Origin of the sequence: Streptomyces sp. NPDC052236 (genome assembly GCF_044548015.1) — a bacterium.
Lineage (GTDB): Bacteria > Actinomycetota > Actinomycetes > Streptomycetales > Streptomycetaceae > Streptomyces.
The window spans coordinates 379,865-406,383 of the sequence record NZ_JBIUBL010000002.1; the positions used below are offsets into that span (position 1 = coordinate 379,865).

General features: G+C 70.1%; 18 protein-coding genes. 9 read left to right on the plus strand and 9 right to left on the minus strand.

The genetic code is table 11. The features are described 5' to 3' along the window. Positions 1-64 precede the first annotated feature (64 nt). The 4 genes from ACIHCQ_RS05760 to ACIHCQ_RS05775 all read right to left on the minus strand — a co-directional run bounded on the left by ACIHCQ_RS05760 (position 65) and on the right by ACIHCQ_RS05775 (position 8,226). Positions 65-2,467 carry a beta-galactosidase gene (locus ACIHCQ_RS05760; RefSeq protein ID WP_399658359.1) on the minus strand — a complete coding sequence of 801 codons (2,403 nt, stop codon included), beginning with the start codon at positions 2,465-2,467 and terminating at the stop codon, positions 65-67. Continuing rightward, complete coding sequence (locus tag ACIHCQ_RS05765) at positions 2,467-4,227, minus strand: beta-galactosidase (protein WP_399658361.1); 1,761 nt, start codon at positions 4,225-4,227, stop codon at positions 2,467-2,469. Before ACIHCQ_RS05765 ends, ACIHCQ_RS05760 begins: the two co-directional genes overlap by 1 nt. 39 nt (positions 4,228-4,266) lie before the next feature. Beyond that, positions 4,267-5,478: an MFS transporter gene (locus tag ACIHCQ_RS05770; protein ID WP_399658363.1), complete on the minus strand. Its 1,212-nt coding sequence runs from the start codon at positions 5,476-5,478 to the stop codon at positions 4,267-4,269. Positions 5,479-5,631: 153 nt separating this feature from the next. Continuing rightward, the gene (locus ACIHCQ_RS05775; RefSeq protein ID WP_399658365.1) at positions 5,632-8,226 is read right to left on the minus strand and encodes a glycosyl hydrolase family 65 protein; all 2,595 of its coding nucleotides are present in this window, start codon (positions 8,224-8,226) and stop codon (positions 5,632-5,634) included. Positions 8,227-8,313: 87 nt separating this feature from the next. On the opposite strand from ACIHCQ_RS05775, the gene ACIHCQ_RS05780 reads away from it, so the two are divergent. Further along, positions 8,314-8,802, plus strand: a complete 489-nt coding sequence (locus ACIHCQ_RS05780) for a cupin domain-containing protein (protein ID WP_399658367.1) — start codon at positions 8,314-8,316, stop codon at positions 8,800-8,802. 12 nt (positions 8,803-8,814) lie between these two features. Here ACIHCQ_RS05780 and ACIHCQ_RS05785 read toward each other — a convergent pair whose 3' ends face one another. After that, positions 8,815-9,951, minus strand: a complete 1,137-nt coding sequence (locus tag ACIHCQ_RS05785) for a threonine synthase (RefSeq protein WP_399658369.1) — start codon at positions 9,949-9,951, stop codon at positions 8,815-8,817. A 192-nt stretch (positions 9,952-10,143) separates the two neighbouring features. Here ACIHCQ_RS05785 and ACIHCQ_RS05790 point away from each other — a divergent pair, with 192 nt between their 5' ends. The 7 genes from ACIHCQ_RS05790 (at position 10,144) to ACIHCQ_RS05820 (ending at position 19,699) form a co-directional block, all read left to right on the plus strand. Further along, positions 10,144-11,715 (plus strand): S8 family peptidase, encoded by a 1,572-nt coding sequence (locus ACIHCQ_RS05790; protein WP_399658371.1) that lies wholly within the window; start codon positions 10,144-10,146, stop codon positions 11,713-11,715. 157 nt (positions 11,716-11,872) lie between these two features. Next, positions 11,873-12,982, plus strand: coding sequence for a DUF4190 domain-containing protein (locus ACIHCQ_RS05795; RefSeq protein ID WP_399658374.1), 1,110 nt, complete (start codon positions 11,873-11,875; stop codon positions 12,980-12,982). 189 nt (positions 12,983-13,171) lie between these two features. Further along, complete coding sequence (locus ACIHCQ_RS05800) at positions 13,172-13,927, plus strand: GntR family transcriptional regulator (protein WP_399658376.1); 756 nt, start codon at positions 13,172-13,174, stop codon at positions 13,925-13,927. 229 nt (positions 13,928-14,156) lie between these two features. Next, positions 14,157-15,881 carry a purine-cytosine permease family protein gene (locus tag ACIHCQ_RS05805; RefSeq protein WP_399658378.1) on the plus strand — a complete coding sequence of 575 codons (1,725 nt, stop codon included), beginning with the start codon at positions 14,157-14,159 and terminating at the stop codon, positions 15,879-15,881. Positions 15,882-16,052: 171 nt separating this feature from the next. Next, a complete protein-coding gene (locus tag ACIHCQ_RS05810) occupies positions 16,053-16,235 on the plus strand; it encodes an SPOR domain-containing protein (protein ID WP_399658380.1) in 183 nt (60 codons plus the stop codon). Between the two features lie 115 nt (positions 16,236-16,350). Continuing rightward, positions 16,351-16,833, plus strand: coding sequence for a (deoxy)nucleoside triphosphate pyrophosphohydrolase (locus ACIHCQ_RS05815; RefSeq protein ID WP_399658382.1), 483 nt, complete (start codon positions 16,351-16,353; stop codon positions 16,831-16,833). Between the two features lie 310 nt (positions 16,834-17,143). Then, complete coding sequence (locus ACIHCQ_RS05820) at positions 17,144-19,699, plus strand: SpoIIE family protein phosphatase (RefSeq protein ID WP_399658385.1); 2,556 nt, start codon at positions 17,144-17,146, stop codon at positions 19,697-19,699. Positions 19,700-19,918: 219 nt separating this feature from the next. Here the strand turns inward: ACIHCQ_RS05820 and ACIHCQ_RS05825 are convergent, their stop codons facing one another. Genes ACIHCQ_RS05825 through ACIHCQ_RS05840 form a run of 4 tightly spaced genes read right to left on the minus strand, consistent with a single transcriptional unit; the run spans position 19,919 to position 23,784 of the window. Beyond that, positions 19,919-20,698 (minus strand): succinate dehydrogenase/fumarate reductase iron-sulfur subunit, encoded by a 780-nt coding sequence (locus ACIHCQ_RS05825; protein WP_399658387.1) that lies wholly within the window; start codon positions 20,696-20,698, stop codon positions 19,919-19,921. Continuing rightward, positions 20,695-22,635 (minus strand): fumarate reductase/succinate dehydrogenase flavoprotein subunit, encoded by a 1,941-nt coding sequence (locus tag ACIHCQ_RS05830; protein ID WP_399658389.1) that lies wholly within the window; start codon positions 22,633-22,635, stop codon positions 20,695-20,697. The genes ACIHCQ_RS05825 and ACIHCQ_RS05830 overlap by 4 nt, the downstream gene beginning before the upstream one ends. A gap of 18 nt (positions 22,636-22,653) precedes the next feature. Beyond that, entirely contained in the window at positions 22,654-23,475 is an 822-nt protein-coding gene (locus tag ACIHCQ_RS05835; protein ID WP_399658391.1) for a hypothetical protein, read from the minus strand. Positions 23,476-23,532: 57 nt separating this feature from the next. Further along, the gene (locus ACIHCQ_RS05840; protein ID WP_399658393.1) at positions 23,533-23,784 is read right to left on the minus strand and encodes a hypothetical protein; all 252 of its coding nucleotides are present in this window, start codon (positions 23,782-23,784) and stop codon (positions 23,533-23,535) included. A 334-nt stretch (positions 23,785-24,118) separates the two neighbouring features. Between ACIHCQ_RS05840 and ACIHCQ_RS05845 the strand changes: the two genes are divergently transcribed. Further along, positions 24,119-26,446, plus strand: a complete 2,328-nt coding sequence (locus tag ACIHCQ_RS05845; RefSeq protein WP_399658395.1) for an ABC transporter family substrate-binding protein — start codon at positions 24,119-24,121, stop codon at positions 26,444-26,446. Positions 26,447-26,519: the final 73 nt, after the last annotated feature.

A 26,519-nucleotide genomic window follows, 5' to 3' on the forward strand; every position in this document is an offset into this window, starting at 1 on the left:
GACTCGACTGGACTTGACTCGGCGGTCTGCTTTCCCGCCGGGCAGGACACAGGATAGGCCGGGCTCAGCCCGCCCGCGTCACCCAGGAACGCGTCGTGATCCACTCGGCGCGCGCGACCACGGCCGTTCCGCCTGCGCCGGCCGCCTGCGGCGGCAGGTACACCGGGGCGTCGGCGGACAGGGGAAGCAGCCGCAGGAGCAGACCATGGGCGCGCAGCTCGTCGGCGGGGAGCCGGTCGAGGCCGATGTCCCAGGCGCCGCCCGAGAAGAACTGATCGGCCACGAGCGTGTCTCCCACGTACGCGCGCGCCACGTCGCCGGTCCAGTGGATGCGCAGCAGCGTCCCCGCCGCCGGGCGTACGAGATCGTCCGGTACGTCGACGTGGTACACGGCCGCCGTGGTGTCGAAGTGCTTGTCCGCCGGGACGCTCGCCCGGCCCAGCGGACCCGTCACGGTCCCGGGCGCCGGTCCGGCCGGCCGGACCAGGGTGATCACCGGCAGGGCGGCTTCCTGGGCGCCGGGCCGGGTGCCGGACCCACCGTCGGCCAGGATCGTGTAGCGCGTGAGCACTCCGTCGGCCGTCTCCCGTACGGACGCCCCGGCCACCACCGGGGGCCGCCCGGGAGCGGGCAGGACCGCGAACGACGGCTGCGCGACAGGGCTGTGTACGCGCACCTCCTCGTGGTCGAAGACGACGCCGTCACCGCAGAGAACCAGCCGCTCGGCCCCCCACGCCACGCCCCGGTAGGCGGTACGCGCCGTCGCTGCGTCCAGAACCAGCAGGCCGACCCGCCCACCGTCCGCCGTCTCCACCTCGACCAGGGCGTCGGTGCCGGGGCGCAGCCCGGTGAGCAGGATGCGGCCGGCGACGTGGGTGACGTCTCCGGACGGTGCCGTGACCGATGCCACCGTGGCGGCGTCCAGGGCGAGTTCCGGGGTGATGCCGTCGGTGGCGGCCAGAACCAGGACCGTACGCCCGTCGTCCTCGACGCGGCACACCGGCTGGGCGGTGGCCCAGTCGAGCCGCAGACCGGCGACGTCGAGCCGCAGCGGCCAGCAGAAGTACGCGCCGACCGGGACGCTGACCGGGGTGCTCGGGAATGTCAGGGCGAGGGCTTCGGGGAAGTCGACCGTGAAGGTCGTGTCGGGATGGGGTGGCAGCGGCTCGTGCGGCTGGTGGTTGTTGACGAAGAGGAAGCCCGAGGAGCCGTCGCTGCGTACGGCCCACCGCAGGGTGTCCCGGTCGTGCTGCCCCGCGGGCTGCCGCTCGGAGAGCACCGATTCCATGGGGGCGATCAGATGGCCGAAGTCGGCCAGCAGCAGGTGCTGGAGACGCAGTTCGTGGTACGAGGGCCGGTACTGGCCGTACTCGCCGAGGGGCGCCTGGAAGTCGTACGTGAGGAGAGGGAGGTCGTTCGGGTAGTCCGTGGCATGCGACTCCTGCAGGGTGGTGAGGTCGCCGATCGGGTTCGTGCCGCCGTGGAACATGTAGTAGCCCTGCCAGACCGAACCGCAGCCGATCTTGGTGAGGCCGAGCGCGCCCACGTCGTCCGGCTCGACCCTCGGCCTGCGGTGGTAGGCGACGGCCATGCCGCCGCCCAGTTCGCAGGTCGCCCACGGGAAGCGGTCCGTAGGGGCGGGATCGCCGCTGCGCACGGTCGTCGGCCGCAGGTCGGCGCCGATGCCCTCGTCGTCGCGCTGGTGGGTGAAGAAGAAGTGCTTGCGGCAGGTGTCGGGCCAGCCGCCGTCGGCCTCGGTCCAGAACGTCTCCGGGTAGCCGCCGTACAGCGGCAGCAGCTCGTCGGGCGGCAGCTGGACCCCGCCCCAGGCCGTCGACGTCCACAGTGGTGCGCTCAGGCCGGCCTCCCGCGCCATCCGCTTCAACGTCAGCAGATGTCCCGGCTGGTCGTAGAGCTCGTTCTCGATCTGGATCGCGACGATCGGCCCGCCGTGGGCCCGGTCAAGGCCGCGCAGCTGCTCGGCGATGGCCGCGAACCAGGTGCGTACGGGTGCGAGGTACCCGGGATCGTCGGTACGGGGGGCGCGGGCGCGGGCCGGCAGCCAGTCGGGGAATCCGCCGTTACGTACCTCCGCATGGCACCAGGGGCCGATGCGGGGGATGAAGTCCAGGCCGTGGCGGGCGCACAGCTCGGCGAAGCGCCGCAGGTCGCGGTCGCCGTCGAAGCGGATGCGGCCCTCCACCTCCTCGTGGTGGATCCAGATGAGGTAGCTGGCGACGCAGGTCACGCCGCCCGCCTTCATCTTCAGCAGTTCTTCCTCCCAGTCACGGGCCGGGTAGCGGGTGTAGTGGAACTCGCCGGAGACAGGGAACCAGGGGCGCCCGCCGCGGGTCAGGTAGCGGCTGGTCACCTCGATCGGGTCGGACACTCCCGGAGCGTCGGCGAAGGGCAGGTGGCCGGTCAACGGGGGTGCGGCGGGCGCCGGCACGCGCAGCAGGTGCGTCATCAGGACTTCTCCGGTCCGAGGTCGGCGGTGTCGGTGAGCAGCGCGCGGGTGGCGGTGGTGGCCTGCAGTTCCAGCAGGACCAATTCGTTTGTGCCCGGGTGCAGTACGGGTGCGGGGACGTACAGGGTGTGCTGCGGCCCGCGGTTCCAGTAGCGGCCGAGGTGGAAGCCGTTGATCCATGCCTGGCCCTTGGTCCAGCCGGGGAGGGAGAGGAAGGAGTCGGCCGGGACACCCACCTCGAACGTGCCGTGGTGAAAGGCGGGTACGGCGGCCGTATCGGCGCCGGAGTCGGCGAAGGGCACCGCGCGCAGGTCGTCCAGGGGCAGGGGGTGGCAGTCCCAGCCGTGTAGGACAGTGCCGTTGAAGGTGACCGGGCCGAGCAGGCCCTTGGGTGCGCCGATGCGCGGCCCGTAATTGACCCCGCCCATGTTCTCCACGAGAACCTCCAGCGTGGCACCGGCGCGTGGCACGCGGACCGGCAGGGTCTCGTCGTGGCGTTCGCGTTCGAGTACGCCGACGGGGGCGCCGTCCACGAAGACCTGGGCGCGGTCCCCGACACCGCCCGCGAAGTGCAGCAGGCCGTCAGCCTTTACGGGAACAGTGGTGCGGTAGAGCACGTACCCGGCCCGCTGCCCGAGTTCGTCCATCGTCACCGGGTCGTCGGTGTGCACGGGCGTGGCCAGTGTGCTCACCTGCGGCAGCAGCGGGGCCCGGCGGTCCAACGCGACGGCAGTGTGCGGGAGCCTGGCACCCGGCGCCGGGACCGGCTCCTCGGGGACCGGCGCGTGGCGGGCGATGACCTCGCGGAAGGCGTGGTACTTGGGGCCGGGGTCACCGCTTTCGGTGAGCGGGGCGTCGTAGTCGTACGACGTGACCGTCGGGGAGTACGCGTGGTCGTGGTTGGCGCCGTTGGTGAAGCCGAAGTTGGTCCCGCCGTGGAACATGTAGATGTTGACGGACGCGCCCGCGGCGAGCAGCCGGTCGAGGTCGGCGGCGGCATCGGCGGCGTCCCGCACGTGGTGCGGCTCGCCCCAGTGGTCGAACCAGCCGATCCAGAACTCGGAACACATCAAGGGGCCTTCGGGCTGATGGGCGCGCAGTCGGTCGAGGGATTGCTCGATCTTGCTGCCGAACGTGCCGGTGGCGAGTATGCCGGGCAGGCTTCCGGCGGCCAGGTGCTCCGGGTCGGCCTGGTCGCAGGTGAACAGCAGTTCGTGGACACCGCGTGAGCGCAGTGCCTCTGCCAGGTGTTCCAGGTACGCGGTGTCGTCGCCGTAGGCTCCGTACTCGTTCTCCACCTGTACGGCGATGACGGGACCGCCCGACGCGGCCAGGTGCGGCAGCAGCGGGGGCAGCAGCAGGTCGAGGAAGTCGTCGACGGCCTTCGTGAAGCGGGGGTCGCTGCTCCGCAGCCGGATGTCCGGGTCCGCGGTGAGCCACGAGGGCAGCCCTCCGCCGTCCCACTCGGCGCAGATGTACGGGCCGGGGCGCAGCAGCACGTGGAGCCCCTCGGCGCGGGCCAGACTCAGATAGCGCGGCAGGTCGAGCAGACCGTCGAGGACGAGGGTGCCGGGGTCCGGCTGGTGCAGGTTCCACGGCACATAGGTCTCGACGGTGTTGAGCCCCATCAGCCGGGCCTTGCGCAGCCGGTCGGCCCACTGGTCGGGGTGGACGCGGAAGTAGTGCATCGCGCCGGAGATGATGCGGAACGGCTCGCCGTTGAGCAGGAAACCGTCGGACGTCGTGGTCAGAGCGGACATGCGGTGGCCTTCTTTCACTTCGGGTGGAGTGTTTCTCGCTCAGTGGGTCGTGGTGGCGCGCGTGGCCCGGATCAGCCAGAGCGTGGCGGCCAGGCACAGCGCCGAGATGCCGCACAGCAGGAGCGGGACCGCGCGGATCCCGGACCACTCGATCGCCTTGCCCAGGGCAGGCCCCGCCGCGACACCGCCGACCATGGAGGCGGCGATGACGACGGCTCCGGCCCGCCGGGCCCGGGGGGCCGCCCTGTTCAGCCAGGGCAGCCCGGTGGGGAAGATCGGCGCGATGAACAGGCCGACGCCGGCGTACGCGTAAGGAGCCAGCCCAGGCACTGAGGCCAGCAGCAGGCAGACCGTCATGCCCGCGCACGAGACGGTGATGATGGACTGGGCCGAGAAGCGCAGCGCGATCGGTGCGGCCAGGAACCGGCCGACGGTCATCATCAGCCAGTACACCGAGGTGGCGGTGGCGGCGACGCCCGCGCCGTAGCCGACCGTCTCCAGGTGAGTGGGTTCCCAGCCGCCGACGCCGGCCTCGATGCCCACGTGCAGGACGTAGAGCGCGACGAACATGGCGAGCACCGAGCCCAGGCTGCGGCCGAGTACCAGCCCGCGACCGGACTCCGCCCGGGTCGCGTCGGCCGGCTCCGGTGCCCGGTCCCGTACGCCTCTCAGGCACAGCAGCAGCGGCAGGTTGACGAGCGCGAAACCAAGAAAGATCGCCGGGTAGTGATCGGAGCCGACCACGCCGATCAGTGCCGGGCCGAGGATCGCGCCCACCCCGAAGTGCGCGTTCAGGATGTTGAGCATGGCGGCCGAACGGCGGCCGAAGCCGATGGCGAACAACTGGTTGAGGCCGTAGTCGATGCCGCCGAAGCCAAGACCGGCGAGCAGTGCCATGGCCAGGCCGATGGGCCAGTTCGGTGCCAGCGCGAAGCCCGCGGCGCCGACGGCCATCAGCAGATACGAGCTGCCGAGGAGCTGCCGGTTGCCGATCCGGCCGTAGAGCCGGTCGAAGAGCAGCACACCGCCGACCCCGCCGACGAAATGGGCGCTCAGCCCGAGGCCGGCCGCGGAGGGGGAGAGCACGAACTCGTCCCGGAAGGCCGGGATCGCCGGCCCGTACAGGGCCTGGAGCGCGCCGATGAGGACGAAGCCCACACAGGAGGCGACCACGGCGGCCGGGCTGAAGACGGGGGTGTGCGGTGCCGCCTGGACACTGGCGACGCCCTGCGCGGTCGGACGTTCGGTCACGCGGACTCCAGACGACGGACTCATGCTCCGGAGCGGAAGCGCTGATGATGTTACCGGTAACATCATTGACGTCAAGATCCCCTGCGATCTCTGTTTCAGAGGGCTTGAGCGGGCGGCGTGCGGAGTTCCGTCGGCCCGCGGACGGCCGGTAGGTCAGCGCGCCCGGCGCACCGTCAGCTCCCGCACCCCCGCCGCGTTCTCCGCGTCCTTCGAGCGCACCGTCAGCCGGATGTGCCGCGCCACCGCCCCCGGCCGGTACGGCGCCCAGTGCGCCGCGTTCTTCGACGTCTGCACCGTGTACGAGAGGGGCCTGACCTCCGTCCACCTCGGCGTCACCGCCGAGATCGCCGTCGCCCTGCCCAGGTCCGCCGTCAGTGTCCCGGTCCCGCCTGCGGGCACCCATGGCGTCGCCGAGCTGCCGTCGACCGCCGCCCCCGCGTACAGCCCCGGTTCCTCCGACGAGGCGGTCGTCCGCGCGCACCGCGCCGCGTTGTCCGTCCGGGCCAGGTCCGGGCGGCGCGTGGCCAGCGTGACCGTGTCCTCCAGACGGATCCGGCCCGCCGCCGGAGTGGTCAGCGTGAACGGCTCGCCCGACGTCAGCCGTACCGTCGTCTCCCGCGCGCCGATGGCGATGTCGTACGTACGCCCCTGCCAGCGCAGCCCGCGCAGCGTCACACCGCGCCCCAGCTGCGGCGGCAGCATCGGATCGAGCCGTACGCCGTCCTCCCGCAGCCGCAGACCCGTCAGCCCGTGCGTGAAGACCTGGAGGAATCCGCCCTTCCCGGTGAGGAAGTCCTGCGCGGGCGAGCCCGCCAGCGGATCGTCCGCGCCCGCCTTGTCGCCGCGCGCCTCCGCGAAGGAGGCGAAGGGACCGCGTACGAACGGGCGGATCGCGCGCTGGAGATACGTGTACGTCGAGCAGCCCGGCGCGCCGGTCGCGGCGGCGTCGACGGCGTGCACCGAGTCCGTCATCGCCGGGCCGTCCGGATCGGTGCGCTCCGCGTAGTACTCAAGGGTCGCGGCGTCCGCGCCCGGCTCCATGGGCCACTCCAGCGGGTACTGCAGCAGGACCGTGTCCGCCTGTTTGATGCGTGAGCCGGTGTAACCCGCGTACTGGAGGTAGACCTTCCGCTTCGGGTCGTACGGGACGCGCAGGCCGTCCGCGGTCTTCCGCCACTGTGCCGGGGCGCTCCTGCCCAGCAGTTCGGCGGCGCGGGCCGCGTGGCGCAGGGCGGTGGCCGCCACCGCGTTGGTGAACACCGCGTCGGTGACGCCATTGCTGTACTCGTCGGGGCCCGCCACCTCCTTGATGGAGTAGCTGCCGTCCGTGTTGGCCGTGACGCGCGAGGCCCAGTAGTCGGCGATGCCCTTCAGCAGCGGCCAGCCGCGCTCCCGCAGCCAGTCGCGGTCGCCGGTGGCCAGGTAGTACTGCCAGGCGGCGAGCGCGATATCGCCCTGGAGGTGGTTCTGGGTGACGCAGTGCGGCGGGTTCCAGCTGTGGCACTCGGACCACAGCCTGGCCTCCGAACCGCTCGTCCAGGGGTAGAAGAGCCCCTTGAAGCCGAGCTTGGCGGCGTTCTCGGCGGCCCCCTCGCGGGTGCGGTAGCGGTACTCGACGACGGAGCGCGCCAGTTCGGGACGGGTGGCCAGCAGCCCGGGGTACATAAACGTATCGGCGTCCCAGAAGATGAGCCCCCCGTAGTTGTCGCTGGTCAGGCCGGTGGGGGCGAGGCTGTCGGCGGCGCCCCGGCGGCTGCTCGCCAGCAGTCCGTACTGCGCCGAGCGCAGCCAGGACTGCAGCTGTGGCTGACCGGGGGTCGTGACGTCCGCGGCCCACAGGGGCGCCCACGCCGCGGAGTTGGCGTCCAGCAGCGCCCGCCAGCCGCGGTCGGCGGCGCGCCGGGACGCGGCCCGGGCGGAGGCCAGCGGCTCGCGCGAGGTGAGTGCGGTGTCCACGCCGACGTACTTCACGTACTCGTACGTGGCATCGGTCCGCTCTCGCCTGAGCGTCGTGGCGATAGCGCCCTCCGTCCCCGTGCCGTCGGTACGGAAGGTGGACTCACCCGTACGGGCGATACGGCGCGCGCCGGTCCAGTCGAGGCGGTCGGTGACGGCCGGTTCGGCATCGCCGTGCGGGGTGACGCGCAGCCGTACGGCCCCGGTGTGCGGGTCGGAGCGGTCGGTGACGACCTCGTACGTCAGGTCGGCGGCGCGCCCGTCGGCCCTCGTCCAGGTCAGGGACGTACGCACCAGACCGCAGCGCAGGAAGACGGTCTGGCGGTAGTCGGAGACGCGCGAACCGGGCCCGAAGGTCTCGTCGCCCATGCGCACATCGAGCGTGGTCCAGTTCGGCAGCGCGGCGAGGACCTGGTGGTCCGCGGTGGTCTGCGGGTTGTGGGCGTACAGACCGGAGACGAAGGCCCCGTCGTAGCGCGGTGTGAAGAGCGGCCAGCCGGTCTTGGCCGGGCTCTCCGCGTAACCGGCGCCGGTCGGCGGAACGCGGACGCCGAGGTAGCCGTTGGCGGTGTACGCGTGGTGGTCGCCGGTCGCGGCGATGCTGGTGGAGGTGGGGGCCCAGGCGGGATCGGTCTCCCGGTCGCAGGACGTGGGCGAAGTCTCCGCGTACGAAGTCTCGGTGTGCGGAGTTTCCGGGGTCGGAGTCTCCGCGGACGAGGAGCTGGGGACGGCTGCCGCGATCAGGGCACTCGCGACCAGTGGCGCGAGGAGAGGCATGCGCGAGAGGCTCATCGCAGGACCCTATTGATCCGCCCGTGCCGTGTGGTGCGGGACACGCGGTGAAGAGGTGAAGGCTGACAGTGACGATGAGGAGAGGTTATGTCGTACCCCGACCCGAAATATCTGGACGGCGAAGGTGAGATCACGGCGGAGTTCCGGCCGGCGGACACCCCCGCTCAGCTGGAGGGCAAGAACGGGTCCCGTACGCACTATCTGGCCACCGGCGCCGCCACGGGCGGGGAGTTCGGGCTCTACCGGATGGACATGGCGCCGAAGGCGGGCGGACCGAAGACGCATTTCCATAAAGCGATCTCGGAGTCGTTCTTCATCATCGAGGGAACGGTGCGGCTCTACAACGGCGAGAGCTGGATCGACGGGACGGCGGGGGACTTCCTGTACGTGCCCCAAGGCGGGCTGCACGCCTTCCGCAATGACTCGGACGCGCTCGCGTCGATGCTGATCCTGTTCACACCGGGCGCGCCGCGCGAGGAGTACTTCGAGAAGGTCGCCGAGGTCCACACCGAGTGGTCGCCGGACAAGCAGGCGGAGTTCTACATCAAGCACGACACCTACTGGACGACGGACTGACGGACTGACGGGCTAGGGGGCCAGTCCGGTCTTGAGGCCCGCGCCGCAGAGCGGGACGACCGCCGTACGGTCCCGGTACCGGTCGCTGTCACTCCACGCGCTCGCCGCCGCCCAGCAGGCCACCCCCGTCGACTCGACGTAGAGCCCGCGGGCGGCCAGATCCCGCTGTGCCGCCCGGATCTGGTCCTCCGTCACCGTCTGGAAGGTCCCGCCCCACTCCCGTACGGCGCGCAGGATCTGGCGGGCGCGCGGTGGGCGCGGGATGGCGATGCCCTCGGCGAGCGTGGGCGCCGCCTGACCGGGAGTCTCGGGGAGCAGATCGTCGGCCCCGGCGTGGAACGCCGTGGCCAGCGGCGACACCGCCCGCGCCTGCACCGCGATCAGGGCGGGGCGTTCGTCGATCAGGTGGTGGGCGTGGAGTTCGGCGAGGGCGAGCGCCGCGCCGAGGAGCAGGGTGCCGTTGCCCACGGGCACGACGATCGCCTCGGGGAGCCGGCCGCCGAAGTCCTCCCACAACTCGTAGACGTAGGTCTTCGTGCCATGAAGGAAGTACGGGTTGTAGACGTGGCTCGCGTAGAAGGTGCCCGGGGTGTCGGCGGCGGCGCGGGCGGCCGCGGCGGTGGCCTCGCGGTCGCCCGGGACGAGTTCGAGGCGCGCGCCGTGCGCCCGGATCTGCTCCACCTTCTTGGCGGAGGTGGCCTCGGGGACGTACACCGTGCAGTCCAGGCCCGCCCGCGCGCAGTACGCCGCGACAGCCGTGCCCGCGTTGCCGCTGCTGTCGGCGATCACGCGCTGGGGCGCGAGCCTGCGGGCGAGTTCCGCCAGCAGCACCGCGCCGCGGTCCTTGAAGGAGAGCGTCGGCATCAGGAAGTCGAGCTTGGCGGAGACGGTGGGGGTGAGCGGGACGAGCGGGGTGCGGCCCTCGCCGAGGGAGACGGCGGGGGCGGCCAGCGGCAGCGCCTCCTCGTACCGCCACAGGGAGTTGACGCGGCCCGAAAGAGCCTTGCGGTCGACGGGCAGGGCGGCGAAGTCGAGATCCCAGGGGCCGCGGCAGTCGGGGCAGCACCAGGCGGGCGGGCCCGCGAGCGAGCGGGCGGATGTTTCAACGGGAGAGCCGGTGCCGCAGTCGGGACAGCGATAGGAGATCATGGCTCGCCAGCATGGCAGTTGTGTGGAGCATGCGTTACGTCACTTTCCCGCTCTCTTGTGCGGTTCCTGTGGATCCGCCAATCTTTCGCTCGGCAGGTAAGACACAGACGGCGCGAAGTTCTGCACCACGCTTCATTGTCATGCTCCTGTCCCACCCACAGCAGCGCACCACCTATGAGGAGGACCCCTCACATGACTGTGACGCGCAACTCGCGGCGAAGATTCGCCGTGGTAAGCGCCATAGCCGTCGCCGGGCTCGCGCTCGGCACGACGTCCGTTCTCCCGGCCTTCGCGGCCGACGCTCCGCGAGGCTCCATTCAGAACGCCGGAGCGCCCGGAGTGATCGCGGGCAGCTACATCGTCACGCTCAAGGAGTCGGCCGCCGACGCCGGTTCCACGGCGGGCAAGGCGCTTGCCAAGGAGTACGGCGCCAAGATCAAGAGGACCTACAACGCCGCGCTGAACGGCTACTCGGTCCAGCTCTCCGAGGCGCAGGCCAAGAAGTTCGCCGCGGACCCCGCCGTCGTGTCCGTCGTGCAGAACCGTATTTTCAAGGCGTCCGGCATCCAGCCCAGCCCGCCGTCCTGGGGCCTGGACCGGATCGACCAGAAGGCCCTGCCGCTGGACAAGAATTACGCATACCCGGACACCGCGGGCGAGGGGGTGACCGCGTACATCATCGACACCGGCGTACGGATCACCCACAGCAACTTCGGCGGCCGGGCGTCGTACGGCTATGACGCCGTCGACAACGACCTCGTCGCGCAGGACGGCAACGGCCACGGCACGCACGTCGCGGGCACCGTCGCCGGGTCCACGTACGGCGTGGCGAAGAAGGCCAAGATTGTCGGCGTCCGCGTGCTCAACAACGCGGGCCAGGGCACAACCGAGCAGGTCATCGCGGGCATCGACTGGGTGACGAAGAACGCCGTCAAGCCGGCCGTCGCCAATATGAGCCTCGGCGGCGAGATCGACACCGCGCTCGACGCCGCGGTGCGCAACTCCATCGCCTCCGGCGTGACCTACGCGGTCGCGGCGGGCAACGAGGGCAACAACGCGTCGAGCCACTCGCCCGCGCGCGTGGCCGAAGCCATCACCGTCGGCTCGACCACCAGCGCCGACGCCCGCTCCAGCTTCTCCAACTACGGCAGCGTGCTGGACATCTTCGCCCCGGGCTCGTCCATCGGCTCGGCCTGGCACACCAGCGACACGGCGACGAACACCATCTCCGGTACCTCGATGGCGACGCCGCACGTCGCGGGCGCGGCGGCGCTCCACCTGGCCGCCAACCCGACCGCGACTCCGGCTGAGGTCTCCGCGGCGCTGACCACGGCAGCGACGAGCGGCGCGGTGCGCACTCCGGGCACCGGCTCGCCGAACCGACTGCTGTACGTCGGCACCGGTGTGACGCAGCCGCCCGGCGCGCGGTTCGAGAACGTCACGGACTACACGATCAAGGACAACGCCACCGTCGAGTCGCCGATCACGGTCAGCGGCGTCACGGGGAACGCGTCCGCGACCCTGAGCGTGCCGGTCGACGTCAAGCACACGTACATCGGTGACCTGCGGATCGACCTGGTCGCTCCGGACGGCACGGTCTACAACCTCAAGGCGTATGTGTCCGGCGGCAGCCTGGACAACGTGATCACCACGTACACGGTGAACGCGTCGTCCGAGGTCGCCAACGGCATCTGGAAGCTGCGGGTCGGCGACAACTCCGGCGGGGACGCCGGGAAGATCGACTCCTGGGCTCTGCAGTTCTGAGTCTCTGATCCTCTGAGTCTCTGAGTCCGAAGCTGATCTGTCAGTGCGGTAACGAAGGGGGAGGGGACGGTCGCCGCGGCGGCCGTCCCCTCCCCTCTTGTCGTTCTACGCGTAGAATCCGCGCCCCGTTCGCTGTTCGCCCGTTCGTACGATCTTGATGAGGAGCACCGGAGTCGTGGACCCCTCCAACCAGGGTTGGCAGCAGTACCCGCAGTACCCCCCGTACCAGTACCCCCAGCCCGCCCCCAGGCCGGCTGTGAACGGCCTCTCCATCGCCGCCCTCGTCCTGGGGATCGTGTGCTGCCTGCCGCCGCTCGGTCTGATCCTCGGGCTGGTCTCCCTCTCGCAGATCAAGAAGCGGGGCGAGCGCGGCAAGGGCATGGCCGTCACGGGCATCGTCCTCTCCTCGATCAGTACGGTGCTGGTCGCCCTCGCACTCGCCACCGGCGGGGTCGGCGACGCCTGGGGCGGGTTCAAAGAAGGCATGGACGAGGCGTCCCGCTCGCGCGGCATCCTGGATCTGCGCAAGGGCGACTGCTACAACATCCCCGGCAGCGTCGAACTGGAGAGTGAGACCACGGCTGTGGAGATCGTGGACTGCGCGGGCAAGCACGAGGCGGAGGTGGCCGGCACCTTCAAGGTGAGCGGCTACGACAGCTATCCCGGTGAGGACCGCATGGACGTGGTCGCCGAGAAGCGCTGTGTGGAGATCAACGACGCGTACTCGATGGATCCCTGGGCCCTGCCGAAGGAAGCCGAGATCTACTACTACCTGCCGACCAAGGAGAGCTGGCGGCTCGGGGACCATGCCGTGACCTGTTCCTTCGCGAGCGACACCGACAGCGTCAAGCTCCAGGGCTCGGTACGGCACGACGCCACCAACCTCGACGCCCACCAACTGGCCTATCTGAAGGCCGAGCTGGCTGTCTTCAACGCCGAAGCGGGAGGACCGGACGGCGAGTTCGTGGCGGAAGCCGACGCGTACCGGGCCTGGGCGCGCACTACGTCCCTCGCGCTCGGGGCGCAGGCACAGGGCCTGCGGACCCACGCCTGGGCGGCGGATACGGTGGCGCCGGTGACGGCACGGACCAAGGAGTACGACCGGGCGCGCGCTCACTGGGACAAGGCCGCCCGCGCGAAGGACGAGGACACCTTCTGGGACCACATCTACGACGCGCAGAGCGCGCTGGCGCAGAAGACGGAGATCTCGGTGCGCGGGCCGCTCGGGCTCACGGTTACTCCGCCGCCGGAAGAGGAAGACGCCTGAGCCGCGCCAACCCCGCCACCGGCGACAGCCCCGCCAACCCTGCCAAACTCCGCCGGCCCGCGGCGACTCCCCGGCCCACGCCTGCTCAAACACGCATCATCACATCGAGTGAAGCTCTGGCCGTTGCTTGCGATCAGCGACTGAGGGTCGTCACGATGTTGCTGTCTGTCAACCTGTTGGGAGCGGCCAGTGACACTCGGTGAGCAGCCCGCCTATCTTCGCGTTGCGAGCGAACTCCGTCAGAAGATCATCAACGGCTCGCTGCCGCCGCACACCCGGCTGCCCTCGCAGGCGCGCATCCGCGAGGAGTACGGAGTCTCGGACACCGTCGCCCTGGAAGCCCGCAAGGTGCTGATGGCGGAGGGCCTGGTCGAGGGCCGCTCCGGCTCCGGTACGTACGTCCGTGAGCGGCCCGTTCCGCGCCGGATCTCCCGCTCCGGCTACCGCCCGTCGTCCGGGGCGAACCCCTTCCGTCAGGAGCAGGCGGAGGGGGAGGCGGGCCGGGGCGCCTGGGAGTCCAGCAGCGAGCAGGCGGAGGCGGGCCCGGAGATCGCCACCCGGCTCGCCGTCCAGCCCGGCGCCCGCGTGATGCGTACGCGCTATCTCTTCCGGGACGCGGGCGAGGCGATGATGCTCTCCACCTCCTGGGAGCCGCTCGATGTCACCGGGCGCACCCCCGTGATGCTGCCCGAGGAGGGCCCCCTGGGCGGCTGTGGGGTCGTCGAGCGGATGGCGGCCATCGGCATCGTCGTGGACAACGTCCTGGAGGAGGTCGGCGCGCGGCCGGGGCTGGCGGAGGAGCTCCTGGCGCTCGGCGGCGTACCGGGCCATGTGGTGATGGTCATCGAGCGGACGTACTACGCATCGGGGCGGCCGGTCGAGACGGCGGACGTGGTCGTCCCGGCGGACCGCTACCGGATCGCATACCACTTGCCGGTGAAGTAGCGCCCGTCGCGCCCGCGCAGGGGCGGGCGAAGAGCTCAGAGGACCCCCGGCGCCGCCGCGTCACCGGTACCCGGACATCCTGTCCGGATGTCGTGACCGCGAGTTAACCGGGTCTCGCTTCCCGTAACGGCCGGGCAATCGCCCGGCGACGCGTTGTCATGTCCGGCTCCTACCTTCCCGTCCGTACCGCCTCCCGCGATCCCAGCGGGCCGACGAACGGGAGTCACCGATGACGGACACCGCCGCATCTGTCACCAGGACGCCGGAGCCGGGCGAGCGGCCGTCGCCGCCCCGGCGCAACTACGCGAAACTCGCCGCCGACGAGAGCCGCGAGGACTACTCCCTCCGCTATGCGCCGCACTCCTTCCGGCGCTGGTCCCCCTCGATGGTCGCGGGCACGGCGCTCGGCGGCATCGCCTATCTCGCGGACTTCGCGATCGGCGCCTCGATCGTCTTCACCTACGGCTTCACCAGCGGTTTCGCCTCGATCCTCACCGCTGCGGTGATCATCTTCCTGACCGGCATTCCGATCGCCAGGGCATGCGCGCAGTACGGCCTGGACATGGACCTGGTCACGCGCGGCGCGGGCTTCGGCTACTTCGGCTCCACGCTGACCTCCCTCATCTACGCCTCCTTCACCTTCATCTTCTTCGCGCTCGAAGGCTCGATCATGGCGCAGGCCATGCACCAGGCAGTCGGACTGCCCGTCGAGGCCGGCTATCTCATCACGACGCTGATCGTCATCCCCGTCGTCTTCCGGGGGATGGGCGCGCTGGCGAAGGTGCAGGCATGGACCCAGCCGGTCTGGATCATCGGCATGGTGCTGCCCTTCATCGTGCTGGCCTTCGAAGCCCCTGACGCCTGGGGCGCGTTCGGCTCCTTCGGCGGTACGGAAGGGGCCGGCTCCGCCTTCAACTGGATCAGCTTCGGCCTCGGCACGGGCGTCGCGCTCTCCCTCATCGCGCAGATCGGCGAACAGGCCGACTATCTGCGCTTCATGCCCGCCAAGACGGACGCGAACAGGCGGCGCTGGAACCTCGCCGTGCTCGCCGCGGGACCGGGCTGGGTCATCATCGGCGCGGCCAAACAGCTCGGGGGCGCCTTCCTCGCCTTCGTCGCGCTGGAGGCGGTCGGCAAGACGCATGCCCTGGAGCCGATCGCCCCGCAGATCGAGGCGCTCAAGCCCTGGCTCGGCTCGGTGGCGCTGCCCGCCGCCGCGATCTTTGTGATCGTGTCGCAGGTCAAGATCAATGTGACCAACGCGTACAGCGGCTCGCTGTCCTGGTCGAACTTCTTCTCCCGCATCACGCACAAGCACCCGGGCCGTGTCTGGTACATCTTCCTCAACCTCGCCATCGCGCTGACGCTGATGGAGATGAACATGTTCGCGGCCCTGGGCGAGCTACTGGGCTTTTACTCGAACGTGGGAATCGCCTGGATCGCGGCGGTCGCCGCCGACCTGGTCATCAATAAGCGGATGGGCTGGAGCCCCAAGTACATCGAGTTCAAACGGGCGTACCTGTACGCGGTGAATCCGGCCGGCTTCGGCGCGATGACGGTCGCGTCGACGGTCTCGATCCTCGCCTTCTTCGGCCTCTTCGGCCGCTACGCCGAGGCCTTCTCGACCTTCATCGCGGCCGGACTCTCCCTGGTGCTCTGCCCGTTGATCGCCTGGGCGACGAAGGGCAAGTACTACCTGGCCCGGCCGAACCCGGTGAACGGGCCCGGCGTCGAGATCGAAGACATCACCGCCACCCATACCTGTTCGGTGTGCGAGACAGCCTACGAACTGCCGGACATCGCGGACTGCCCCGTCCAGTCCGGGCCGATCTGCTCGCTGTGCTGCTCGCTCGACTCCGAGTGCGGGGACGTCTGCCGCAAGAGCCCGGCGGCCGGTCCGGTGCTGATGCCGATGCCGACGATGCCCGTGGCGCCGACGGTGCCGGTGGACTGAAGGCGACAGACGGGACAGGGGGCGCATTCGGCCGGATGCGCCCCCTGCCTCCTGCCGCTTTGTGTAAATTCGTATCCGCTGAGTGAAGGTCAGGCGTAGGCTCAGGCATATGCGTCATGCGTTTTCCCGGTGATCCTCACAGACTGAAAGACCGGCCCGGAGAGGGGAGCGATGAACGACAGTGGAGCTGTGCTGCCCTGGCTCGTCGTACGGCAGGACGACAACGGCAACCGCTATCGCGTCGGCAGGTACGCCACCAAGGACGAGGCGCAACAGACCGCCGACCGCCTTGACGATCGTGAGCACAAGCAGCTTTATTCGGTAGAGCGCGTCGGCCAGACCACCACGCACTAGCCACCACGCACCAGCCACCACATGCCAGGTGCCACGCACCAGGCACCACTGGCCGCCAGGTACTGAGCACCGCCCACCGGCCGCCGCCGGTCCGGCGCACACTACGCTCCGGCGCATGAGCGATCGCGTTGTTGTGGTGGCCGGCGCTGTTTACGACCGGGGGCGGCTGCTGGCCGCACGCCGCAGCGCTCCCGAGGAGCTCGCCGGCCGCTGGGAGCTGCCCGGCGGCAAACTGGAGCCGGGCGAGAGCCCCGAACAGGCGCTGGTGCGCGAACTCCGCGAAGAACTGGGCGTGGAAGCGGAGCCGGTGCAGCGGATCCCCGGCGAATGGCCGCTGAAGCCCGGTTACGTACTCCAGGTGTGGACCGCCCGGTTGCTCTCCGGCGAGCTGCGGGCGCTGCAGGACCATGACGACCTGCGCTGGCTCGCGCCGCACGAAACGGATGACGTCGACTGGCTCGACCAGGACCGGCCCGCTGTGGCCGAGGCAGCCCGAATCCTGCGCGACAGCACCGGCGCCAGCGACAACGGCGGCACCAGCGGCACCGGCGACAGCGACAACGCCTGGGCCGGAGGGCTGGACGGCGCGCGCGACTGACCTCTACGCGGTTTGCCCCACCGCGTGCTCATTGCCGCCCGGTCGCGGCACCTCGCCCCGGATATCGGATATGTGACGTATGTGCCGTTAGTCCTTGAAATGGGGACGCGCGACCTGACGGAGCGGCAAGACGGTGTGGTTCGAGCTGGCCCCGACTGGTTAGGAGAGTCAGGGGACAACGATCACGTCGCACTCGGCTCAAAATGAACGAGACCTTGCTGTGATCGTGAACGCCGTGTCGGTCAGGGCCGTAGTGCTGAATACTGCGGTCATGGCCGGTCCGGTGCGGTGAGCTGGAGGGGACGGTCGCGTGAGCGAGATACCTGAGACGGCGAGCGACGTCGTGTGGCAGAGCAGTCCGCCTGGCTCGATCTATGACTACATCAAGGTCGCTTCTTTCTCGATTGGTTCCGACGGGCTGGTCGATCAGTGGAGCCGGCGCGCCGTCGATCTCTTCGGTATCACCGCTGACCAGGTCAGAGGCAGGGACCCGGTCGAGGTCTTCATGCCCGCGGAGTTGCGCCCCCGGGGCCACCGCAAGGTCGCCGAGATACTCGACGGCAAGGAGTGGACCGGTCTGGTTCCTTTCCGGATGCCGGGCCGGGACGGCGCGCACGGCATAGCCGAGATCTATGTGATGCCGAGCGAGACGGAGAGCGGCGAAAGAGCCGCCGTCTGCATCGTCGTGGACGTTCGCGCGCTGCGACAGATCGAGACCGACCTTGCCGCCTCGCAGGCGATTTTCGGCCAATCTCCTTTCGGCTTTCTTCTCTTCGGGACGGACCTCACGGTCCACCGCGCCAATACGCGGGTCGCCACTGTCTTCGGCGGCACCGTCGAAGACCACCGCGGACGCACGGCCCACGACTATCTCCCCCGTCCCGAGGCCGAGCGGATGAACGCCTGCCTGCGCCGCGTCCTGGAGACCGGCGAGCCCGCCATCGACCTCCAGATCATCGGTACGCTGCCGGGCAGTTCGGAACGCAGGCACTGGTCGGTCAACCTCTACCGGGTGCACAGCGGAGCCGGCCGCCCCATCGGCGTCGCCGGGATCGGCACCGATGTGACCCGCCGTCACCTCGCCGCCCGCGAGGCCGCGAGCGCCCGCCGCAATCTCGCGCTCCTCAACGAGGCGAGCGCCCGCATCGGTAACTCCCTCGACCTGGAGACCACCGCCCGCGAACTCCTCGACGTCGCCGTCCCCGGCTTCTGCGACCTCGCGTCGGTCGACCTCTTCCAGGGGCTGCTCACCGGCGAAGAGGCCGCGCCCGGGCGCTGGTCCCCGCACGGAGAGAGCTATGGGGGAGGCAGCGCCGCGCTGCGCCGGGTCGCCTTCGCCAGCGCCGTGTCCGGTGCCCCGCTGGAGATCCCGGGGGACGCGAATGAGAACGGCACCCCCACCGCCGTCGGCGAGGTCCACCACTACCCCTTCAGCTCGCCCTACGCCAACGCGCTGCGCGCCGCCCGCGTCCAGTCGATCCCGGGCGTGGAAGGCAGCCTCGTCCAATCCATCCTCGCGGTGCCGATGGTCGCGCACGACACTGTCGTCGGCCTGGTGCAGTTCGCCCGGACGAAGGGCAGCGAGCCCTTCGGGGAACGGGACCAGGCACTGGCCACCGAACTCGCCGCCCGCGCCGCCGTCTGCATCGACAACGCCCGCCTCTACCGCAGGGAGCACGAGCGGGCGCTCATCCTCCAGCGCAGCCTGCTCCCGCCCGGCGACCCGGAGGCCGCGGGCCTGGACATCGCCTGCCGCTATCTCCCGGGCAACACGGCCACGGAGGTGGGCGGCGACTGGTTCGACGTCATCGAGCTGCCCGGCCACCGCACGGCCCTGGTCGTCGGCGATGTGATGGGACGGGGGCTGCGCGCCGCCGTCGCCATGGGCGAACTGCGCACGGCCGTACGCACCTTGGCGCTGCTGGACCTGGAGCCCGCCGAAGTCCTCTCCGCGCTGGACGAGATCGCCCGCGGCCTCGGCAGCCCCAGCGGCACCCAGCAGGCCTCGCGCGTCGCCCACAAGTCCCGCGAGGCCGACCTCTCCGAGGTCTATCTCGCGACCTGCGTCTACGCCGTCTACGACCCGGTCACCCGCCGCTGCGCCTTCGCCAACGCCGGTCACCTGCCACCCTTCCTGGTCGAACCGGGGCAGGAGGCGCTGCTCCTCGACGTACCGCCGGGGATGCCGCTCGGAGTGGGCGGCGAACCCTTCGAGGAGGTCGAGGTCGAACTGCCCGAGGGCTCGCTCCTCGCGCTCTACACCGACGGCCTGGTGGAATCCCGCGACCATCCGCTCGACGAGGGACTGCGCGCCTTCCGCCAGGCGCTCACCGATCCGGTGCATCCGCTGGAGGACGTCTGTGACCATGTGCTGAACACGCTCGACACCCGGCACGGCGAGGACGACATCGCCCTGCTGATGGCCCGCATCCAGGGACTGCCCGCCGACGCGGTCGGCGACTGGCGCCTGCCGCGCGAGCCGCGCTCGGTGGGACGGGCCCGGGAACTGGCCCGCGGTCAGCTGCTGGCCTGGGACCTCGATCCACTCGTGGACACGGTCGAGCTGCTGGTCAGCGAACTGGTCACCAACGCCCTGCGGTACGGCGAGGGCGAGATCCGGCTGCGGCTGCTGCGCGACCGCACCCTCGTCTGCGAAGTGTGGGACGCGGGCCTGGTGCAGCCGCGCCGCCGCCGGGCGCGCGACACCGACGAGGGCGGCCGAGGCCTCCAGCTGGTCGGGCTGCTCAGCGCGGCATGGGGCTCGCGTCGGACCCCGCGCGGCAAGACGGTCTGGTTCGAACTGGCCCTGCCCGACGGTGACTCCACGGGCGGGCCCAGCGCTGAGCAGCTGCTCAGCATGTACTGACAGCCCAGTCACGGTCATGCCCCCTTCCGCTGTGCGCTTCCTGCTTCTTGTACACCGCCCGGTCCCGATGGGTTCCCACATCCCGCGCACGTTTTTCGCGGAGGCAGCGGAGGCAGCGGAGGTAGTTGGAGGCAGCGGAGACAGTTACGGCCGCGATCCGCCTCCCACCAGGTGAGCCCGGTGGGAGGCGGATCGCGGCCGTGAGCGATTCGGGATCCCTTAGTCCGTCGCCCCACGGCGCCTGATCTTGTTGCCCAGCCACACCAGCGGGTCGTACTTACGGTCCACCGCCCGCTCCTTCAGCGGGATCAGCGCGTTGTCCGTGATCCTGATGCCCTCGGGGCACACCTCCGTACAGCATTTGGTGATGTTGCAGTACCCGAGACCGTGCTCGTCCTGAGCGGTCTTCTTCCGGTCGAGACCCACCTCGGACGCCGCGTCCAGCGGATGCATGTCCAGCTCCGCGACCCGCATCAGGAAGCGCGGGCCCGCGAATGCCGCCTTGTTCTCCTCGTGGTCGCGCACCACATGGCAGGTGTCCTGGCACAGGAAGCACTCGATGCACTTGCGGAACTCCTGCGACCGCTCCACATCGATCTGCCGCATCCGGTAGTCACCGGCCTTCACCCCCGCCGGCGGTACGAAGGACGGCACCTCCTGCGCCTTCGCGTAGTTGAAGGACACATCCGTCACCAGGTCCCGCACCACCGGGAACGCCCGCAGCGGCGTCACCGTGATCGTCTCCTCGCGCGTGAAGACGGACATCCGCGTCATGCACATCAGCCGCGGCCGGCCGTTGATCTCCGCGCTGCACGAACCGCACTTGCCCGCCTTGCAGTTCCAGCGGACCGCGAGATCGGATGCCTGCGTCGCCTGGATGCGGTGGATGATGTCGAGGATCACCTCACCCTCGTTGACCTCGACGGAGAAATCCTTCAGGTCCCCGCCGTCCGCGTCGCCGCGCCAGACCTTGAAGGCCGCTTTGTAGCTGCTGCTCACTCGTAGAGCTCCTCTTCAGCGAGGTACTTGACCAGCTCCTCCTTGTCGAAGAGAGCAAGCAGGTCGGCACGGATGGGTTCGGTCGTCTTCCGGGTGAGCGAGATCTGCCCGCGTACGGGATCAGTGGCCGCCAGACCGCCTGTCGGGTCGACCAGCCGGCACAGCAGATTGGTCCGCCGCCACTCGCGCTCCATCGCGGGGCAGTCCTCGCGGGTGTGCCCGCCGCGGCTCTCCGTGCGCTCCAGCGCCGCCCGCGCGATGCACTCGCTGACCAGCAGCATGTTCCGCAGATCCAGCGCCAGGTGCCAGCCGGGGTTGAACTGCCGGTGCCCCTCGACCCCGGCCCGCCGCGCGCGCAGCCGCAGGTCGGCCAGTGACTCCAGGGCCTGTTCCATCTCCGGTCCCCGCCGGATGATGCCGACCAGGTCGTTCATCGTCTGCTGGAGTTCCTGGTGGAGGGTGTACGGATTCTCCGGCGGCTTCCCGCTGTCCTCGCCCGGCTGCGGTCCCTCCGCGCTGAACGGGCGCAGCGCCTCCGCCGCCGCGGCGTCGATCTGGCCTTCGTCCACCGCCGGACGCGCGGCGAGCCCGTCCGCGTACTCGGCGGCGTACAGACCTGCCCGCCGCCCGAAGACCAGCAGGTCGGAGAGGGAATTCCCGCCGAGCCGGTTCGAGCCGTGCATGCCGCCCGCGACCTCGCCCGCCGCGAACAGGCCCGGCACCGCGAGCGCCGCCGCGGTGTCGGACTCGACGGCGATGCCGCCCATCACGTAGTGACAGGTCGGGCCCACCTCCATGGCCTCGGCCGTGATGTCGACGTCCGCCAGCTCCTTGAACTGGTGGTACATCGACGGCAGCCGCCGCCGGATCACCTCGGCCGGCATCCGGGTGGACACGTCCAGGAAGACGCCGCCGTGCGGGGAGCCGCGGCCCGCCTTCACCTCGGAGTTGATCGCGCGGGCCACCTCGTCGCGCGGCAGCAGTTCGGGAGGACGCCGGTTGTTGTCCGGGTCTTCGTACCAGCGGTCGCCCTCCTCCTCCGACTGCGCGTACTTCTCCTTGAAGACATCGGGGACGTAGTCGAACATGAACCGCTTGTTCTCGGAGTTGCGCAGCACTCCGCCGTCGCCGCGCACCGACTCGGTGACGAGGATCCCCTTCACCGACGGCGGCCAGACCATCCCGGTCGGATGGAACTGCACGAACTCCATGTTCAGCAGCGGCGCGCCCGCGAGCAGCGCCAGCGCGTGCCCGTCGCCGGTGTACTCCCAGGAGTTCGACGTGACCTTGAAGGACTTGCCGATGCCACCCGTGGCGAGCACCACCGTGGGGGCCTCCAGCACGAAGAAGCGCCCGGACTCCCGCTCGTAACAGAAGGTCCCGGACACCGCGTCACCGTCCTTGAGGACGCGGGTGACCGTGCACTCCTGGAAGACCTTCAGCCGGGCTTCGTAGTCCCCGAACTCGGCCTTGTCCTCCTGCTGGAGCGAGACGATCTTCTGCTGGAGCGTACGGATCAGCTCCAGGCCGGTGCGGTCGCCGACGTGGGCGAGGCGCGGGTACTCGTGTCCGCCGAAGTTGCGCTGGGAGATCCGCCCGTCGGCCGTACGGTCGAAGAGCGCGCCCCAGGTCTCCAGCTCCCACACTCGGTCGGGAGCCTCGCGCGCGTGGAGCTCGGCCATCCGCCACTGGTTGAGGAACTTTCCGCCGCGCATGGTGTCGCGGAAGTGCACCTGCCAGTTGTCCCCGGCGTTCACATTGCCCATGGAGGCGGCGATGCCGCCCTCCGCCATCACCGTGTGGGCCTTGCCGAACAGGGACTTGCAGATCACCGCCGTACGAGCGCCCCGCTCGCGTGCCTCGATGGCGGCGCGCAGGCCGGCACCGCCCGCGCCCACCACCACGACGTCCCACTGCTGTCGTTCGAGTTGCGTCATGTCAGAAGGCCCCACCCATCAGAAAAACCTCGGATCGTCGAAGGCGCCGGACGCGAGGAGATAGACGTAGAAGTCGGCGAGCGCGACGCTGATCAGCGACGTCCAGGCGAGCAGCATGTGCCGGTCGGTCAGCTTGCTCACCCAACCCCACATGCGGTAGCGCACCGGGTGTTTGGAGAAGTGCTTCAGCCGGCCGCCGATGATGTGCCGACAGGAGTGGCAGGACAGGGTGTACGCCCAGATCAGCACGATGTTGACCAGGAAGACGAGGGTGCCGAGGCCCATGTGGCCCCACTCGTAGTGTTCGTCGCGGAACGCGAGCACGGTGTCGTACGTGAGGATTCCGGCGACCGGGATGGCGGCGTAGAAGAAGTACCGGTGGATGTTCTGCAGGATCAGCGGGAAGCGGGTCTCGCCGGTGTACTTCTTGTGCGGCTCGGCGACCGCGCAGGCCGGGGGCGAGGCCCAGAAGCCCCGGTAGTAGGCCTTGCGGTAGTAGTAGCAGGTGAGCCGGAAGCCCAGCGGGAAGATCAGGATCAGCAGCGCGGGGGACAGGCCCCACCAGCTGCCGAAGATTTCCCAGTTCGGTCCCGACTGCATGGGCAGGCAGTTCTCGGCGAGGCAGGGCGAGAAGAACGGCGAGACGTACGGCGCGGCGTAGTAGTCGGCGTTCGCGAAGGCGCGCCACGTCGCGTAGACGATGAAGGCGAACAGCGCGCCGGCGGTCAGGGCCGGCGTGAGCCACCAGCGGTCCGTCCGCAGATGGGAGGCGCTGATGGCGGCGCGCTCGGCGCCGTGCACGCCCGTATTGACTTGTGGTCGTTCGGTGCCAGTGGCCAACGAAGGCTCCGTAGTGGAGTGGGTTCGGGTGCGGAGAAGTGGGGCGGCCCGGGCCGGTCAGGGCGCGTGCCGGTCGCGTGCGCCGAGCCCCTCGTCGTCCGAGTCCGTCCACAGCGCGTGGTTGTACGGAGTGTCCGGGATGGTCACCAGCTCGGGACGGCTCTGCGGTTTCGGCTCCGACGGCTTCGGCGCCGACGTGGCCGGACCGGCGGTCCGCAGCTGATCAACGGTCTGTTCCAGCTCTCCGACACGCTCGACCAGCTCATCGAGGCGGTGCCGCATCGCTGCGAACTCTTCCTGCTCCGACATGATTTGCCCTCACTTCCCCGGGGGTGCGGTGGCGTCACGCATGCGCCTGAGAGTGTTTCGCGTCACATCCCCGCTTGTGAAGGGACGTGCAGGGATTCCTGGCGCAGGCGCGCTGCGGGCGCGCCCCTGGTGGTTCGTATGTCGCTCCGCTTTATTTTTCGCTGTTTTCTCTCTTTATACGCATGTGTACCGGATTTCGTGTTGGTCCGCATGGGTGGAAATGGGGCGAGTTCCGCCGTGTCATCGCCAGGTGACGGGTTCCGTCCACTTCAGTGGGCGGTAATCGGTGTGATCATCTCTAAATTCCATGAAATAGGACGAAGAGGTATAAGTCGTGCCCCAGGTCGACGCCACACGCGGGAGGACACGCTCCCGAACGCTCCGCTCCCTCGCGCTTCTGACCAGTGGAGTGCTCGCTCTGCCCGTCCTGGGCGCCTGCGACTCGGACGAGGACGGCGGCGAGGCCGCGGCGGCGGCTGCGGACATCGCTCCCGTACGGCGGGATCAGGTGGCCGACGGGGGCACGCTGCGGTGGGCGGTCGAGGCCCTGCCCGCCACCCTCAACGCCTTCCAGGCGGATGCGGACGCCAGCACCTCGCGTATCGCCGGGGCCGTGCTGCCCGCTCTCTTCACGCTCGACGGGCGCGGCAGGCCGCAGCGCAACCCCGACTACGTCGAGTCCGCCGAGATCGTCGAGCGCGAGCCCAAGCAGGTCGTGCTCTACAAGCTCAACCAGAAGGCGGTGTGGAGCGACGGCCGGGAGATGCAGGCGGCCGACTTCGTGGCCCAGTGGCGGGCCCTTAACGGCAGGGACTCCGCGTACTGGAGCGCCCACAACGCGGGCTACGAGCGGATCGAGAAGATCGAGCGGGGCGCCAGCGACCTCCAGGTCAAGATCACGTTCAATAAGCCGTACGCGGACTGGCAGTCCCTCTTCACTCCGCTCTACCCCAAGGAAGTGACGGGGAGCCCGGACGCCTTCAACGACGGGGCCCGCTCCACGCTCAAGGCGATGGCCGGTCCCTTCCGGCTGTCGGGGATCGACCGCAAGGCGGGCACGGCCACCCTCGTACGCAATCCCCGCTGGTGGGGAGGTCAGGCCAAGCTGGAGCGCCTGGTGCTGACCGCGGTGCCGCGCGAGAAGCGCGGGGAGGCGCTCGCCGCCGGGAGCCTCGACCTCGCGGAGATCGACCCGCCCGTGGCGCAACGTATCTCCCTCGCGACGCAGGCCAAGGGAGCGAAGGGTACGAAGGGATCGGGCGGAGCCGAGGCGGCCGGCGCGGCGGCCCTGGACGGCTTCGTGGTCCGCAAGTCGCTGGAGCCGGCGTACACCCAGCTCGCGCTGAACGGTGAGAGCGGCCCGCTCTCCGACGCCCGCGTGCGCCGCGCCGTGGCCCGCGCGCTGAACCGCAAGGAGCTGGCCGAGACCGTACTGACCCCGCTCGGCCTGCCCGCCGTACCACCCGGCAGCCATCTGGCTCTGGCCGGTCAGCAGGCGTACACGGACAACAGCGACGCGCTCGGCGGGCAGAGCACCCAGGAGGCGCGGGCGCTGCTGGCCGACGCGGGGTGGACGCCCGGTGGCGCGGCGAAGAAGCCCGCCCCGGCCAAGGCGGGCAATGAGGCAGAGCCGGACAACAAGACCGAGCCGGACAAGAAGGCCGAGCCGGACAAGAAGGCCGAGCCGGACAAGAAGGCCGAGCCGGACAAGAAGGCCGAGCCCAAGAAACCCGCGCAGGCGACGGCGCAGGCGACGGCGCAGGCGACGGCGCGGGCAACGGCCAAGGCAGCGGAAAACACCCCGTCCAACGAGGGGCTGTACATCGTCGGCGACGAAAAGCCTGTCGAAGGGCCTGGCGAAAAGCCCGCCGGAAGGCCCATCGGCGGCCACGGTCCCGGGACCGGCACCAGCGGTACGCACGTGCTGGCCCCCGCCCCCGCCGCCGCCCTCCAGAGCGTGGCCCTGGAACGCCAGGCCCAGGCACAGACCCGGCCGGAGACCCAGGCGCGGACCCGGCCGGAGACCCGCCGGACCAGGATCGCGGGAGCCTACGCCCCGCGCGGCACCGCCGCCCCCGCGAACGTCGCCGGCCCGCTCACCAAGGACGGCAAGCCGCTCACCCTGCGCTTCGTCCTCCCCGCGGGCCCCGGCTCGGAGTCGCTGCGCGCCGTCGGCGACAAGATCGCGCGGATGCTCGGCCGTATCGGCGTCCGGACCGACGTCACCAAGGTCCCCGACACCGGTTTCTTCCGGGACCACATCGCCTCGGGCAATTTCGACCTGGCGCTCTACACCTGGCCCGCCACCGCCTATCCGGCGACCGAGGCGCGGCCGATCTTCGCCAAGCCCGAGCCCGCGAGCGACGGCTCGCTGGTGGTCGAGCAGAACTACACCCGCGTCGGTACGGACTACATCGACCAGCTCTTCGACGAGGCCCTCGCCGAGCTGGACGAGGAGGAGGCCCGCGAGCTGGTGCGCCGGGCCGATGCCCGGATCTGGGCCGCGGCCGGGTCGATCCCCCTCTACCAGCGTCCCGAGCTGGTGGCGGCCAGGCCCCAGGTGGTCAACGCGGGCGCCTTCGGCTTCGAGACGCCCCACTACGAGGACATGGGCTTCAGGAAGCCGGGGAAATCAAAGAAGCCGCAGAAACCGCAGAACTAGTCAAACCCCGATCGAACCCAACCAAACCCCGATCAGACTCAGAGAGTCTCGGAGAATCTCGGAGCGTGTCGAG

What these genes read in the sequence shown, in the direction of transcription:
- ACIHCQ_RS05760 (WP_399658359.1), bottom strand. Translation starts at nt 2,467, where the DNA reads ATGACGCACCTGCTGCGCGTGCCGGCGCCCGCCGCACCCCCGTTGACC.
- ACIHCQ_RS05765 (WP_399658361.1), bottom strand. Translation starts at nt 4,227, where the DNA reads ATGTCCGCTCTGACCACGACGTCCGACGGTTTCCTGCTCAACGGCGAG.
- ACIHCQ_RS05775 (WP_399658365.1), bottom strand. Translation starts at nt 8,226, where the DNA reads ATGAGCCTCTCGCGCATGCCTCTCCTCGCGCCACTGGTCGCGAGTGCC.
- ACIHCQ_RS05780 (WP_399658367.1), top strand. Translation starts at nt 8,314, where the DNA reads ATGTCGTACCCCGACCCGAAATATCTGGACGGCGAAGGTGAGATCACG.
- ACIHCQ_RS05785 (WP_399658369.1), bottom strand. Translation starts at nt 9,951, where the DNA reads ATGATCTCCTATCGCTGTCCCGACTGCGGCACCGGCTCTCCCGTTGAA.
- ACIHCQ_RS05790 (WP_399658371.1), top strand. Translation starts at nt 10,144, where the DNA reads ATGACTGTGACGCGCAACTCGCGGCGAAGATTCGCCGTGGTAAGCGCC.
- ACIHCQ_RS05795 (WP_399658374.1), top strand. Translation starts at nt 11,873, where the DNA reads ATGAGGAGCACCGGAGTCGTGGACCCCTCCAACCAGGGTTGGCAGCAG.
- ACIHCQ_RS05805 (WP_399658378.1), top strand. Translation starts at nt 14,157, where the DNA reads ATGACGGACACCGCCGCATCTGTCACCAGGACGCCGGAGCCGGGCGAG.
- ACIHCQ_RS05810 (WP_399658380.1), top strand. Translation starts at nt 16,053, where the DNA reads ATGAACGACAGTGGAGCTGTGCTGCCCTGGCTCGTCGTACGGCAGGAC.
- ACIHCQ_RS05815 (WP_399658382.1), top strand. Translation starts at nt 16,351, where the DNA reads ATGAGCGATCGCGTTGTTGTGGTGGCCGGCGCTGTTTACGACCGGGGG.
- ACIHCQ_RS05830 (WP_399658389.1), bottom strand. Translation starts at nt 22,635, where the DNA reads ATGACGCAACTCGAACGACAGCAGTGGGACGTCGTGGTGGTGGGCGCG.
- ACIHCQ_RS05840 (WP_399658393.1), bottom strand. Translation starts at nt 23,784, where the DNA reads ATGTCGGAGCAGGAAGAGTTCGCAGCGATGCGGCACCGCCTCGATGAG.